The 15182-nt window shown below is 50.0% G+C and carries 10 protein-coding genes; 3 read left to right on the top strand and 7 right to left on the bottom strand.

The window, feature by feature from the left end:
- Positions 1–155 precede the first annotated feature (155 nt).
- The gene (locus tag BIT28_RS14405) at positions 156–1937 is read left to right on the top strand and encodes an Hpt domain-containing protein (RefSeq protein WP_075764863.1); all 1782 of its coding nucleotides are present in this window, start codon (positions 156–158) and stop codon (positions 1935–1937) included.
- Between the two features lie 222 nt (positions 1938–2159).
- Positions 2160–2519, top strand: coding sequence for a nitrous oxide-stimulated promoter family protein (locus tag BIT28_RS14400; RefSeq protein ID WP_075764934.1), 360 nt, complete (start codon positions 2160–2162; stop codon positions 2517–2519).
- A gap of 119 nt (positions 2520–2638) precedes the next feature.
- On the opposite strand, the gene fldA is transcribed toward BIT28_RS14400, so the two are convergent.
- From fldA to nhaC, 7 genes are all read right to left on the bottom strand, one after another.
- Positions 2639–3133: a flavodoxin FldA gene (gene fldA, locus BIT28_RS14395; RefSeq protein WP_075764861.1), complete on the bottom strand. Its 495-nt coding sequence runs from the start codon at positions 3131–3133 to the stop codon at positions 2639–2641.
- 85 nt (positions 3134–3218) lie between these two features.
- Positions 3219–6791 carry a pyruvate:ferredoxin (flavodoxin) oxidoreductase gene (gene nifJ, locus BIT28_RS14390; RefSeq protein ID WP_075764859.1) on the bottom strand — a complete coding sequence of 1191 codons (3573 nt, stop codon included), beginning with the start codon at positions 6789–6791 and terminating at the stop codon, positions 3219–3221.
- Positions 6792–6955: 164 nt separating this feature from the next.
- The gene (gene hcp / locus BIT28_RS14385) at positions 6956–8305 is read right to left on the bottom strand and encodes a hydroxylamine reductase (protein ID WP_075764857.1); all 1350 of its coding nucleotides are present in this window, start codon (positions 8303–8305) and stop codon (positions 6956–6958) included.
- 536 nt (positions 8306–8841) lie between these two features.
- On the bottom strand, positions 8842–9978 hold the full coding sequence (locus BIT28_RS14380; protein WP_075764855.1) for a M20 family metallopeptidase: 1137 nt from the start codon (positions 9976–9978) through the stop codon (positions 8842–8844).
- An 84-nt stretch (positions 9979–10062) separates the two neighbouring features.
- The gene (locus tag BIT28_RS14375; RefSeq protein ID WP_075764853.1) at positions 10063–10524 is read right to left on the bottom strand and encodes a YjiG family protein; all 462 of its coding nucleotides are present in this window, start codon (positions 10522–10524) and stop codon (positions 10063–10065) included.
- Complete coding sequence (locus tag BIT28_RS14370) at positions 10524–11267, bottom strand: nucleoside recognition domain-containing protein (RefSeq protein WP_075764851.1); 744 nt, start codon at positions 11265–11267, stop codon at positions 10524–10526. Before BIT28_RS14370 ends, BIT28_RS14375 begins: the two co-directional genes overlap by 1 nt.
- Before the next feature lie 519 nt (positions 11268–11786).
- A complete protein-coding gene (nhaC, locus tag BIT28_RS14365; RefSeq protein WP_075764849.1) occupies positions 11787–13226 on the bottom strand; it encodes a Na+/H+ antiporter NhaC in 1440 nt (479 codons plus the stop codon).
- 803 nt (positions 13227–14029) lie between these two features.
- Between nhaC and asd the strand changes: the two genes are divergently transcribed.
- The gene (gene asd, locus BIT28_RS14360; protein WP_089153680.1) at positions 14030–15145 is read left to right on the top strand and encodes an aspartate-semialdehyde dehydrogenase; all 1116 of its coding nucleotides are present in this window, start codon (positions 14030–14032) and stop codon (positions 15143–15145) included.
- Positions 15146–15182: the final 37 nt, after the last annotated feature.

Here is a 15182-nt window from a genome sequence, read left to right as displayed (position 1 = left end):
ATGCCATTGCGTGCATAATGTCTAATGGAATATGGTTAAGATGTTGGCTAAGCTAAATGTTAGTGTTGCTAGGCTATGATGACTTGGTTTTTATATATTAGCGTTGGAGAGAGGTGTGCCAACCGGTTCTTGAAATACCGTAGATAGGGGTGAGTATGAAAATAGAAGAAAAGCCTGTATCAGAGTCTGCTGTTGCACCTGTAATGCCAGAGCGAAGTCGGCAGGCTGAACAGCAGGGCAGAGACTCGTCACCTATTATTCTCGTATTGGGTTTATTGTTATTGTTGGTCGGAACGGGCGTTATTGCCTATCTTTCTATGCTATCGGCATCGACCCTGAGTTTCATCAGTTCTACCTCGCAGTTGCAAAATGAGGCTGAGCAGTTGCGGTGGCAAGTGATTACCGTATCTGCCGATTCATCACGGCCCGTTTCAGAACAACAAAGTGAACTGACAGCACCGTTTCGTAGCCGTTTGACCGAGTGGCAACATGGTGATAGTCCGGCTTCAGTTCAAGCCAAGATCACCCCGTTGGTTAAGCAGGGCAATCAATTTGCCGACCAGGCAGAATATGCCTGGCTGACGCGGCATTATGTTTTTGACAGAGAGACTCTCCTTGCTAAAGGTCAGGTTGCCGCAGACCTGACGGCGATCGAAAGTGTCGATCTGAATCCTTTCCTTGCTTCTCTTCAGAAGTTGCAATCAGTTTTGGTCCAATCAGAGACAACCCTGACCTGGTTGTGCTTGATACTGGCCGTTCTGGTAGCGCTCGTGGGTATTGGTGGGGCGAGCTATGGTGTTGTCGGTCGACGTAGGAACATGCAGGCCATGCCGATCACGGAGGCGACATCAGCATTGTTGGTACCGGAGTATGATTCAAGAGAGGATTGCGATGTTAAGGGCCAGGGTGCGACTGCCGGGGACCCAGAGCACGCCAGCAAGGCTTCAGCCAAGCTATCACCAATTGAAGAGCAAAAAAGCCGTATTGCGGATTCTGTACTTGATACGGAACAGATGCTCGACAGCATGGACGGTGACAGGGAGTCTGTGGTGATGCTGCTGGAGGTTTTCCTCAAGGAGCACATTGATGATGCCAAGCGGCTATCTGCCAGCCTTGAGCGCGGTCAGTGTGATGAGGTAAGTTTAATTTCACACAGCCTCAAAAGTGTTGCCAGCAGTTTTGGCGCCAGCAGGTTGCGCCAGCGTGCTGAATATATCGAGCATTGTTGCAAACAGGGTATTGCAGTTCACGCCGAAGATATTGAGCGATTAGATCAGGCGCTTAAAGAGCTGAAGGCGGCCATCGTGGCGTACCTTGCCGAGGAAGCAGAACGCGAACAAGATGCTGTTGTGGTTGAAGAGATGACATGTGTTGAAGAGTTGGCGAATGCTGAACAGATTGGGGGTGTTGCGCCTGAAGTGATTCAGGATGCTGAGATCCAGCCCGTTGAGACCGATCTTTCTCAGATCAAGTCTTCTGAAGTACCAGATATTGCCGATCGCGACAGTGCAGACCGTGAGAGCTTGGAGGCTGAAGCCCAGCAGTCAGGGCCTCAGAGAGAGGATGAGCAGCTAGACGTGCTGAATGTGGCGTATGTGATGGAGTCTATGGATGACGATGCAGAATCAGTCAAAATGTTGTTTGAGATATTTATCGAGGAACATGCTCTTGATGCGAAAAAGCTACAGCAGATGGTCTATCAGCGTGCGCCCGATGAAATAGATGAGGCTGCTCTGAGGTTGGTTCACAGTCTAAAAGGGGTCGCAAGCAGTTTGGGTGCTGAGTCCCTAAAGCGGCAGGCGGAGATCATCGAGAAGCATTTTAAAAAGCAGCAAGTTGTTGCTGATGCTGAATATAGGAAGCTCGAGAAAGTCCTGAACGATACCGTTGTTGCCGTTACCCATTATTTGACTCAGAACGCAGCGGTAGTTGCCTAGGCTCTTGCTGGGAAAATTGAGATCAATATGGGTGAATTTGGTGTTTTTTGACTCAAAAACGTGAGGGTGGACGCACTTATCACAGAATAACAGCTTTCTAGTTTGGGCTTGGTTAGATATTTATACTGTAGGTATGGTTGATTTGGCGGAATAATTCAATCGACAGGCAAAATTGATCTTTATCAAAGGTTGTTTTTGGCTGCGATGGATAATACCGCCCCTATGATAGTTCAAACGAAACATTCAGTTCGTAAGCAGCGTGAACTGGACACAGCAAAAGCGATGATTCGCCTATATTGTAAAACGCTGCACCGTGGGGCAATCATTTGTCCTGAATGTGAAGGGCTTATTGAATATGTCGAAACGCGGGTTGCCAGCTGTCGCCTGGGAGAAGACAAGCCTAACTGTCTGCAATGCAAGAGTCAGTGTTACCACCCTGCCAAGCGACTGCATTTCTCTCATGTGCTGCGTTGGTCTTCGCCAAAATTCGCCTGGCGGCGTCCGTTGCAGGCCTTAAAGTTCAAACTCGACAGTTATCGCTCTGTAGGAACGGTTGACACACAGTCAATGTCGACAAGATAACAGCTTCGAGATAAATCACACAGAAGTGTTCGATACATTTTGGCTATATACGACAAAGGCTGCATGATGCAGCCTTTGTTTGTTTTGCGCCATTATAACGACTGGTCCATGTTAAGGCGTTAAGCCGAAAGTCCCAGTGTGTTTAACCAGATTGCGATACGGTCATCGGTAAGCTCAGGCTGGCGGTCTTCATCAAGAGCCAGACCGACAAACTTATCGTCTTTAACCGCGCGCGAGTCATTAAACTCATAACCGTCCGTTGGCCACTGGCCGATGATCTCGCCGCCTGCTTCAACAATCAGATCGGCCAGATCGCCCATTGCGTCCTGGAAGCTATCCGGATAGTCCACCTGATCACCCAGACCAAATAGCGCTACTTTCTTTCCGCTTAGATCAGCATCTTCCAGCTCTGGTACAAAACAGTCCCAGTCCGGCTGCATTTCACCATAGTTAGCAGTTGGCGTACCGAGGATCAGCAAATCATAGTCGTCAAACACTTCATTGCTGCAGCCGGCAATATCGTTAGTTTCCAGCTCCAGTCGGGCTGCGATCTTTTCTGCAACTTTCTCGGTGTTGCCTGTGTCACTTGCGAAAAAAATACCAATATTTGTCATGTTCATCTCCAGCTAACTTGTATTGCTGATGGTTCAGTCTGTTTATGTTCGGTTAGGCGTAGCAGAGAGCTGCCACGCCTAATGATTATTTCTTTTCAGGCTTCCATTGGCCTAGTTGCTCCAGTAACAGGTGCTTGTGAGCAACTTGCTGGCGCAACCGTACCAGGTTGGCCTGATACTGTTCAGGGTTGCGGCGCAGGATCTGCGTAAAGCGAGCTTCACGGCTGATCAGCTCCTCGACATCCTTTTTCGGTGCTTTGGAGTCCATTTGCAGAGCGGCCCTGCCTTTGTCTGTCCGGCGCGGATCGAAGCGGAACAGCGGCCACAGGCCGGTTTCGACCAATAGTTGCTGGTGCTCGACACCTTCGGCCATGTCGAAGCCATGGGTGATACATGGCGAGTAGGCGATGACCAGCGATGGTCCCGGATAGGCCTCGGCCTCCTGCAGTGCCTTGATGGTCTGGTTCATGTTGGCACCCAGGGCAATTTTGGCGACGTACACATTGCCGTGCATCATCATGTTTAGCGCCAGATCTTTACCGTTGCTGGTTTTCCCTTGGGTGGCGAACTTGGCCACAGCACCGGTAGGCGTTGCTTTGGACTGCTGTCCACCAGTGTTGGAGTAACCCTGAGTGTCCATTACCAGTACATTGACGTTGTCGCTGCCGGCCAGAACATGGTCTAAACCGCCGAAACCAATATCGTAGGCCCAGCCGTCACCGCCGACTATCCAGTTACTCTTGGCAACCAAATCGTCAGCACGTTCGTTGAGCTGGCGGTGGCTGTATGGCAGCTCGGCTCTCATTCGGCTGAGGTTCTGACGCTGACGGGTTACAGCGGCTTCGCTACTGTCAAAGGCATCTTGCTTGATCTGCTCCTGTAGCTCGGTCGGTAAGATGTCAGCAGCTGTCTCCAACAGGCTTAGCGCGTTGTTACGTTTGCTGTCGAGTGCCAGGCGCATACCCAGACCAAACTCGGCGTTATCCTCGAATAGGGAGTTTGCCCAGGCAGGCCCGCGTCCGTGTTTATCGACGGCATACGGTGTGGTCGGCAAGTTACCGCCGTAAATTGACGAACAGCCGGTAGCATTGGCGACTAACAAACGATCACCAAACAGCTGGGTTAGGAGCTTCACATAGGACGTTTCTCCGCAACCGGAACAGGCTCCGGAATACTCGAACAATGGCTGCAGCAACTGGCTGGTACGGGCATCGATACGTTTGATATCAATACGCTCAAGCTCTGGCAGATCAAGGAAGAACTCGTAGTTCTTGCTTTGTGATTCCAGTACCGGCTGCTTCGGTGCCATGTTGATGGCCTTGCGCGACGGGTCGGCTTTGTCACTGGCCGGGCAAGCCGTGGTACAGAGGTTACACCCGGTGCAGTCCTGCGGTGAAACCTGCAATGTGTATTGTTGGCCTTTAAAGTCTCGCTGTTTGTACTCGGCTCTCTTGAAGCCTTCGGGTGCTGTTGCCAGGGCGTCTGGGGTGACGGTCTTGGCACGGATAGCAGCGTGCGGGCAGACAAGGGTACAGATATTACACTGGGTACACAGATCTTCTTCCCAGACCGGCACTTCCTGGGCAATGTTGCGTTTTTCCCACTGGCTGGTAGCCGTCGGCCAGCAACCGTCTACAGGAAAGGCACTTACCGGTAGCAGGTCGCCTTTGTCGGCCATCATCATAGCACTGACGCGCTTGACCAGATCGGGAGCCTTTTCATTAACGACAGGCGGACGGCGGAACAAGCTGGTGGCCTGCTGCGGAATCGCCACCTGCTGCAGACGGGCAACGGTTGCATCGACGGCCTTGTGGTTGGCCTCGACGATAGCCGGGCCACGCTTGCTGTAGCTTTTCTCAATCGCCTGTTTGAGCTGGGCAATAGCCTGCTCGAGTGGCATTAGTTCGCTGAGGGCAAAGAAGGCCGTCTGCATGATGGTGTTCAGACGGTTTTTCAGCCCGAGCTCACGGGCCAGCTCTACGGCATTGATAACATACAGATTGAGCTGTTTGTCGATGATGACCTTCTGGACTTCCTGCGGCAGGTGCTCCCAGACGTCATCAGCGTTATGCGGGCTGTTTAGCAACAGGGTACCCTGCTCGGCAGCGTGCTCGAACATTTCCAGTTTGTTGACAAACTGGAACTGGTGGCAGGCAATAAACTCAGCCTGCTCAATCAGGTACGGCGCTTCGACAGGCATGGTGTCAAAACGCAGGTGAGAAACAGTCGTACCGCCTGATTTCTTGGAGTCATAGACGAAATACCCCTGCGTATGCAGGTCGGTGTTTTCACCAATGATCTTGATAGTGTTTTTATTGGCACTGACCGTACCGTCGGCACCCAGACCGTAGAACAGGGCACGTAGTCGGCTGCTTGGCTCGGCATCAATGGCAGGAACCGGCGGCAGAGAAAGGTGGGTGATATCATCACAGATCCCCACCGTGAAGTTATGGCTGAGCTGCTCGTCGGCCATCGCATTGAAGATGCTGACGGCATGGCCCGGATTGAATTCTTTCGATGACAGGCCGTAGCGACCGCCCATTATTGCAGGCAGGTGCGGGTATTGTTTTGCCGCGTACGCCTGTTGGATGGTTGATACCACATCAAGATATAGCGGCTCACCGACGGAGCCTGGTTCTTTGGTACGATCCATGACGGCGATCTGCTGAACGCTGGCAGGCAGCACGGACATGAAATGCTTGAGCGAGAACGGGCGATAAAGGTGAACACTGACGATACCGATTTTACGTCCGGTCGTCAGCAGGTGATCAATTGCCTGCTCAACAGCCGAGGTGGCCGAGCCCATAATCACAATGACATCGGTGGCTTCCGGGTGTCCGTAGTAATCAAACAGCTTGTATTCTCTTCCGGTCAGGCTGGCAAACTGGGCCATTTTATCAGCCACGATATCCGGACATGCCTGATAGAAACCATTGGCGGCTTCACGTGCCTGGAAGAAAGTGTCCGGGTTTTGAGCTGTACCGCGAATGCTTGGCGCATCGGGTGTCAACCCACGCTGGTGGAAGCTATCAACATGATCTTCGGAGATCATCTGGCGAATGGTGTCATCGTCGATCATCGCGATCTTGTTGATCTCATGCGAGGTGCGGAAACCATCGAAGAAATGGACAAACGGGATCCGGCTTTCCAGTGTTGCGGCCTGACTGATGAGGGCAAAATCGTGGGCTTGCTGGACCGAATTGGCCGCCAGCATGGCAAAACCGGTTTGACGTACCGCCATTACATCGGAATGATCACCGAAAATGGACAGGGCATGGGTAGCAAGCGTTCTCGCTGCGACATGCATAACAAACGGCGTCAGTTCACCGGCAATTTTGTACATGTTCGGGATTTTTAGCAGCAAGCCCTGAGATGAGGTAAAGGTGGTGGCCATCGAACCGGCCATCAATGCACCGTGAACCGCACCAGCTGCACCACCTTCAGATTGCATTTCAATAACCCGCGGTACTTGTCCCCACAGGTTTTTTTGTCCCTGGCTCTCCCAGATCTCACAGGCTTCCGACATCGGGGAAGAAGGTGTGATGGGATAAATGCCGATGACTTCATTGCAGCGATAGGCGACGGAAGCGGCGGCTTCGTTGCCGTCCATCGTGGCATAGGTGATGTTTTGGTTATCAATCCGTGGATTTTTAGGCATAACTTACTCCAGCGAACAAGCACTGTCTGTTCAAGCTAAGGCTGATGGTGCTGAAATGGGGTACCGTCAGTAATTAAGCTTGGCTGTCTTATTATTTTGAATCGGGCCGACCTCTGTGTGGGTAGGGTGAGGCCGGCCCGGTTGAGCGAAGGGAGCGAAGCGACTTAGGCTTCGACTACCTCAATCTCTGGCTGAGGGTTCAGCATTTTGGCAAGGTCATCTTCAACATTGCCAGTTAGCTGCAGGTTGAACTGCTGCTGCAGGAACTCGAAGATTGCCTCGTTGACAAATTCTGGTGGGTTAGGGCCCAGGTAGATGTTCTGGATACCCAGGTTGAACAGGGCAAGCAGGATCAGAACGGCTTTCTGTTCCATCCAGGACAGAACGATGTTCACAGGCAGCTCGTTAACCGGTACACCCATCGCATCGCTCAGTGCAAGTGCAATCATCACGGCACCATAGCTGTCGTTACATTGGCCAAGGTCAAGGTAGCGAGGGATCTCTGTGCCCGGTACGGTACCAAAGTCGTGGTCATTGAAGCGGAACTTGCCACAAGACGAGGTCAGGATAATGCAATCGTCCGGAATAGACAGCGCCAGATCACGGAAGTAATCGTTCGGCTTGCCTGGTTTGTCACAACCGGCAACCACGAAGAATTGCTTGATCTTGCCAGCGTTAACGGCATCCAGAATTTGCGGAGCAAGGCCAAGAATCGTTTTGTAGTTGTGCCCTGTCATCAGAGTATCGTCGCTGTCGAAGCCTTCGATATCCGGCAGGCCTAGTGTTTGCTCGATCAGCGGCGCAAAATCATCTTCTAGCTGGCGGCAGTTGTCGATACCCACAATACCGTAGCTGTACAGACGGTCGGCGTAATCTGCACGTCCTGTCGGAGGAACGATACAGTTGGTCGTTACAATAATGGTACCGTTCCACTTCTGGAACAGTTGTTTTTGGTCAAACCAAGCTTTACCGATGTTGCCTTTCAGGTGGCTGTACTTACGCAGCTCTGGGTAACCGTGGGCTGGCAGCATTTCGGAGTGGGTGTAGATGTTGATGCCTTTGCCTTCGGTGGCAATCAGCAGGCGTTCTAGTAGCTCAAGATCGTGACCGGTAACAAGAATACCTTTACCTTCGGCTTTGTTCTGCGGTACGCATACAGGAGTAGGGATCCCGAGGCGACCGTGGTGAGCTTCACCGAGGCGAGACATCATTTCGCTACCGGCACCACCGATTTTCATTAGCTGGGCAATATGCTGGTCAAAGCTAAAGTTAACGTTTGTCAGCGTGAAGTACAGTGTTTCGGCGATAACATCGTCAACCGATTTGGTATCCGCGCCAAGATCGTCGGCATGGGTACGGTATGCTGACAGACCTTTCAGGCCGAAAATCATAATATCCTGAAGGCGAGACAGGGTTTCATCCTTACCGCATGTACCCTGAGTTTTACCTGTGCTGCCACAGCCGCCGCTTTGGGCCATTGAGCACTGGTGACAAAACATTGCTAGGTTCGACATTATTGCATTCCTTAAAAGGTGTATTTATTGTGCAACTTTATAATAGGGGAGGAGGATATAGGTACTGAATGCCCCGGGTCATTGATCCGGATCATTATCTGTTCAATAACCTATATCTTAAATGAAACTTTTGATACCGAGCAGGAAAGCATCAGCTTGTACGAGTTTGTCAGGATTGGGTCATATTGGTTGAGAGGGGCTATTTGCAGTTATATTCTATTGATTGAACCGTCAGTTATTCATGGTCAGTGTAACGATCAATGCGAAATAACATTGCTATGAAGAAGAAGGAATATTGACCTGATAGAAGTCTGTATCGAGGTTGGCAATGAAAACGTGCAAACTGGAAAGAAAGCTAAGAAAAGAAATGCTTCATGAGTCTCAAAGGCACCTGTGTGCGGTCAGAGCGAAATTTATGAAACGGTATACCGGCAATCGACATCGAAGCTCTCAGCGAGATTACGAGCGGCAGGACAATCAGTATTAACACACAGAGCGCGAAAGGCGCCCTGTGTTGTTTTCATTGCGTTTGGTAATTAGTTTGCGAGTTTGATAAGCACTCTTTTCAGTAGCTGAATGCGAGGCTCAATCGTGTCCAGTTCAAGATATTCATCGGCACTGTGGAAGCCTGCCCCGGCCGGACCCAGACCATCAAGGGTAGGAATACCCAGCACGGCCGTCAGGTTGGCATCTGAGCCGCCACCGACTTCCTGCCACTTGATATCAATACCCAGCTCTTTGCCTGACTCTTCAACCAGCGCCATTAGGGCCTCGGTTTTCTCCGACGGTACCATCGAAGGCTTATGGGCTTCACGATCAATGGTTATTGCCACACCATCAACAAAAGGTTTTTCTGCCATTGCGCGGATTTTGGCATCGGCATCGGCATACTCGTCGTTGTCCCAGAATCGGACATCGACCACGGCTTCGGCGTGATCCGGGACGATATTGGCACCCGCGCCGCCTTTGACAACACCGACATTGAGGGTTGTGCCTGACTCAAAGTTGGTGAGTGCATTGATGCCAAGGATCCAGTTGGCCATTTCGGTGATGGCACTTCGCCCGCTTTGCGGATCGTTACCGGCATGGGCAGCTTTGCCTGAGAAAGTCAGACGGTAACGTGCCATCCCTTTTCGTGCCTTGACGAGCGAGCCATCGGCGCGGGCAGCTTCGGCGACTAGGACATGTTTGGCATTCACCGCCACACTTTTCAGCCACGTTTCAGAATGCAACGAGCCGATTTCTTCATCCGGGTTCATGCAGATACAGATAGACAGCTTATCGAGTGTACTTTTATCCATGTCGCGCAGGGCATAGACAACATTCAGCAGGCCGGATTTCATGTCAGACACGCCAGGTCCATAGGCGCGCTTCTCATCGACTGTCATTGGGCGGGCTGCCACGGTGCCGACTGGGAAAACAGTGTCCATGTGTCCGATCAGCATGACATCGATACTGTCGCTGTCTGGCTTGTTGCGAACTTCCAGGCCAGTGCCTGCAATACCGCAGTCAACACGTTTGACATACCAGCCCATGTCCAGATACTTATTCGCCATTTGCTGGGCAATAACCTCAATGCCTTCGGTGGTCAGCGTACCGCAGTCGACATTGATAAGCGGGCGTAATTCTTCGAGGTATTCATGTAAAGAGAAATCTTGTTGTGAGGTGTTCATAGTCACTCCTGAAAAATGCTCCCTGTCGCAGCAGGGACTGAAAGGCAGCAGGAAAGAGGGAGCCGGAAGCCCCCTCTCTGAGAATTAAACGAGAATGTTCATTACAAACATGGCGGCGAATGCATTCAGGACAGACAGGGCAATCATAACCGGAATGTAGCGCCCTTCGGTGCCGATAGGGCCCATGATCCGGCCCATGTATTGCACCTGAGAGCCCATCAGGTAGATAGCCGGTGCCAGAATCGCGATATGCTGACCGTTTAGGATACCCTGATCAAATAGGGTAATAACCACGCCGACGGCACCTCCCATCGACATCCAGGCACCGATGAGTACGGCTGCCGCTTCGCCGGGCAGGCCGAAGACTGCCATAACAGGCGAGAACAGGCTGCCCATTACATCCAGTGCTCCGGTAATTTGCAGCGCTTTGATAATGACAAATGCCATCAGTACGTTGGGAACTGTCGAGGTAGTGGCAATGGTCCAGCCTTTTTTGGCACCCTCGACGAAGATATCAGTCACCATTGGTTTTTTTGCAGTTGCCATTATGCTGTTTCCTTATTCAGTTCTTGTTTCTGTTCTGGTTGTTGTGTGGATTTATCTTCTTTGCCTTCGGTGATGTTCAGATAGAGGCGGAACATATTGGCGCCGACAAATTTGAAGATGAACATGATGGCAACTGCCAGACCAATTGATGAGGTGACTGCTGGTGTGCCGTCCATATTGGTGAGCGTGAACAGCACAGCACCGGATGAGAAGAAGTTAACGATAGCGGCACCTGCCGAGAACTGGAACATGGTGAAAACATCGGTCTCACGTTTGGTCAGGTGACCCTCATCTTTTAGCTGACGGGTCATTGCGGCACCTGCATCGGTGCTTTGCAGCGAGGCAATCAGTGCCAGTCCCGAGTTCCCCGGGATCCCCATCAGAGGACGAAGTAGTGGTGTTAGCAGTTTTCTTGCTGCATCCAGTGCGCCGTAGTGCTCAAGAACGTTGATCATACCTAGTGCGAACATCACGGTAGGGATCAGGGTAAGGGCAAACAGGAAGCCGTCACGCGCACCGCTGCCGCCTTTACCGCGCATGGATGTGGTTGCTGCCTGCACACCGTCGGCAGTTTCGTTTACCGAGTAAACCACATTACCAAATGAGCCATTAAGAGTGGTGAAGTCGAAGACCCCGTACCATTCATTGGATTGCAGTAGGCCCGAGAAAAAGACAACAGCAAAAGCGAGGGCAAGATAACTGCCAATGGTGACCTTACGGCCTTGGTCCGCTGGATTGCTCATAAATGTAACCTCATAAATGTCGACTAATCGCCGTAGCGATAAACGGATTGTGCACAGAGCTCTTTTCAAATAATGATGAATATCGGTATGAGAGTTTGTGCATAAAAATGAACGAGGGCTATTTTTCACTGATCGTCAGGGTAAAGAATTGACGGGGGTCAATATGTGCCACTGAAACTTAACACTAAGGAGGCAGGTGTTTATATTTGTGAGCCAGATCGTAATTAAAAGGAGTTTGTAAATATAAATGGGTTAACCTTTTATTATTTGGACTATTTATATATTTTATTTAAATTAATTAGCCATTTAGATTTTGTAAAAGTTTAGGTATTTGGTTTTTTTGTTTTGGTCTTAACATGTTCATTGGCTTTATATTATGCGGGCTTTGTTGTTATTTACTTTGCTGATGTGTTTTGTGATGTTGATGGGGTTGGTGAATGTGCGCCAAAACTTTAAAAGCGAGATGCTTGGATATAAAAAAAGCGCCCTTAGGCGCTTTTTTAGTTCATGAGCAAGGTATTAAGCGGTTTGCTGCTGGGTAATACCTTCAATCTCGTCTTCTGCATCAGCCGTTGCTGATGGTGGACAGCGATCAACGAACCAGCCCATGTAAGAAGACACAATCGTTACGATGATACAAACGAAGCTTAGCCACATGAACGGGGCGTAAGAGAATGTCGCCACACCCAGGATACTTGCCATGTAGATACCGTTATCACTCCACGGCACCATACCGGAAGTTAACGTACCACCGAACTCGGCGTTACGAGACAGGTTCTTGCGCTGGTAGCCCAGACGGTCGTAGTTCTTGGCACAGATTTTAGGCGTTAGGATAAGAGATACGTACATCGCCGAGCCGAACACGTTACCCAGGAACGCCGTCGCAATTGTCGATACAGACAGGCTACCTGCAGAGTTAACACGTTTTTCAAATAGCTTGGCAATCGTCTGCAATACGCCGACTTTGTCCAGCAGGCCACCAAAACCAAGACCGAAGACGATAACCGCTACTGAGCCCAGCATGGATGACATACCGCCACGGTTCAGGATTGCATCGATGAAGTCTACGCCGGAGCTGATAGAGAACGGTGCCCATGCCGTGTTGAATGCGGCGAGTGGATCCATGTCCTGAACCATCACAGCCCATACGATACCTAGCAGAGAGCCAAGCGAAATAACAGGGAATGAAGGCAGGCGCATGGCTAGCAGTGCCAGCACGATAATGACAGGAACGAACGAGAACGGAGAGATAACGAACTGCTGATCCATCGCTGCAATGACAGACTCAACCTGAGACATGTCAACATTGCCTGCGTAGTGGAAGCCTACCGCGGTGAACAGAATACCTGTGATGATGTAGCTGATCAGTGCAATTGGCAGCATGCCTTTAATGTGTTCCATGATCTCTACGTTAGACATAGAAGAGGCAAGGATCACGGAATCTGACAGCGGAGACATTTTGTCACCGAAGTAACAGCCAGACAGTACCGCACCTGCAGTCATTGGTGCCGGGATCCCAAGACCCTGACCAATACCCATCATGGCGATACCTGCTGTACCGGCAGCACCCCAGGAAGTACCTGTAGCCAGCGCTGTCAGGGAACAGATGATCATTGTTGCCAGAAGGAAAATGGATGGGTGAATGGCTTTAAGACCATAGTAAATGATGGTTGGAACAATACCGCCGGCAATCCAGGTACCGACCAGCGCACCAACGGCAAGCAGGATCAGTACGGCACCCAGGCCGTTGGAAATACCTTTGGTTGCAGCCTGTTCCAGAGATTTGTAGTCATGACCCAGCTTAATGCCCAGTGCCATTATAACGAACCAGCCGATATAGAGAGCCAGCTGGATAGGTAAATCTAGTTTTGCGGTGAAAGAGAATGCCAGCGCAAGAAAAATACCCAACGCTACAATGACTTGTAACAGCGATGGCAGTTTCACAGTCTGTTTGTTCATACTTCTAACCTTGTTAGTTCGAGCCTGTAAAAAATGGAAAGCCCCTGAATTAGCAATTCTCAGAGGCAAATAATAATAATTCTTATGACTTGTGAGTCATTCATTTAGAGTGCTCATGTCGTTTCGGCGCTACTCTATCCGAATGCACTGAGTCCCGCGATAAATATTGTGTCTTTCTGTGACCTCATCCAACCAGTTGGCTGAATAAAGAAAAAATACATATTAACTCTTTTAAAAAGTGTTAATTTTTAGTGTTTGTGTTGTGCTTTGGTTGTTTTTTAACTGTTCTCAAAGATTGATCTATTTGTCGTAAATTGCTTGTTTTGTAGCTTTATTTTTTGTCATTTGCTTTGTTATTGAAGTAAATAACCAGTGATGTAACTATTTTTAGGTTATCAGGGTGTGAGTAGTATTTCAAAAATAGTCGCATGATACAGTTTGTTTTGTTAAATGTGTTTTTCTCTTTTTGGCGTATAAAAGAATCACTTTTAGTTTGTTTATCTGGCACTTTATTGCCAGATGGGTTGTTTTCTGGCCCGTAAAGGGTGTCAGCACTGGTGGTGGTTGTTTTGTTTGGAATGAGGCATTTTTACCCAGTGAAAATGCTCCTTATTCTGCGATTAGGCATTTTTTTGCTCATTTCATGCAGATTGTGCTTGTTTTTCATCGCCTAAATCTCTATAGATGAACTACTGCCAGTAGGCACAACTATCTGCAGCTAGTGCTGTGAGTGGTATGGCCAGATAGTTCTGCCGATTGGTATGTCGAATATGAAATTCTGAACAGGGAGTGTAGTAACAATGATGAAAGTTGGTCTGGTTGGTTGGCGTGGTATGGTGGGTTCGGTGCTGATGCAACGAATGGTTGAAGAAGGAGACTTCGACGTTATCGAGCCAGTGTTCTTTTCTACGTCTCAAGTCGGTATTCCGGCACCCAATTTTGGTAAAGACGCTGGTGTATTGCAGGACGCATTTGATATCGAGAGCCTGAAAAAACTCGACGCCATTATTACTTGTCAGGGCGGCAGCTATACCGAGAAAGTTTTCCCGGCTTTGCGCCAGGCAGGCTGGAAAGGTTACTGGATTGATGCCGCTTCAACGCTGCGAATGAAAGAAGACTCGATCATCGCGCTTGATCCGGTGAATTTCGATCAAATTAAACAAGGTATTCACTCTGGCACCAACACCTTTACCGGTGGTAACTGTACGGTCAGCCTGATGCTAATGGCGGTAGGCGGCCTTTATCAGGCCGGGTTGGTTGAGTGGATGACCTCTCAAACTTACCAGGCAGCATCGGGAGCGGGTGCCAAGAACATGCGTGAGCTGATCAGCCAGATGGGTGTGATTAACGACACGGTGTCTAGCGAAATGGCTAACCCGGCAACATCAATCCTGGATATTGACCGTAAGGTGGCGGATACAATGCGTGCTGCTGACTTCCCTGCCCAGGAGTTTGGTGTGCCGCTGGCAGGCTCGCTGATCCCATGGATTGATGTGAAGCGCGACAATGGTCAGAGCAAGGAAGAATGGAAAGGCTCGGTTGAGACCAACAAGATCCTTGGTTTGGACAATAACCCAATCCCGATTGACGGTACTTGTGTCCGTATCGGTGCCATGCGTTGTCACAGCCAGGCGCTGACCCTGAAGCTGAAGAAGAACGTTCCGCTGGACGAAATTGAAGAAATGATTGCGTCCCATAACGACTGGGTGAAAGTGATCCCGAATGAGCGTGATATCACGGTTCAGGAGCTGAGCCCGACCAAAGTAACCGGGACACTGTCTATTCCGGTTGGTCGTTTGCGCAAGCTGGCAATGGGTGACGATTATCTGAATGCTTTCACGGTGGGTGATCAGTTACTATGGGGTGCGGCTGAACCGCTACGTCGTACGCTGCGTATCATTTTGGCCGAGAAGCAATAACAGCAGTATTTGCAAGTTTTGTTAACGGATAAACAGA

The sequence above is a fragment of the Photobacterium proteolyticum genome (genome assembly GCF_001939735.1).
GTDB lineage: Bacteria > Pseudomonadota > Gammaproteobacteria > Enterobacterales > Vibrionaceae > Photobacterium > Photobacterium proteolyticum.
This window is presented reverse-complemented; position numbering and strand designations above follow the sequence as displayed.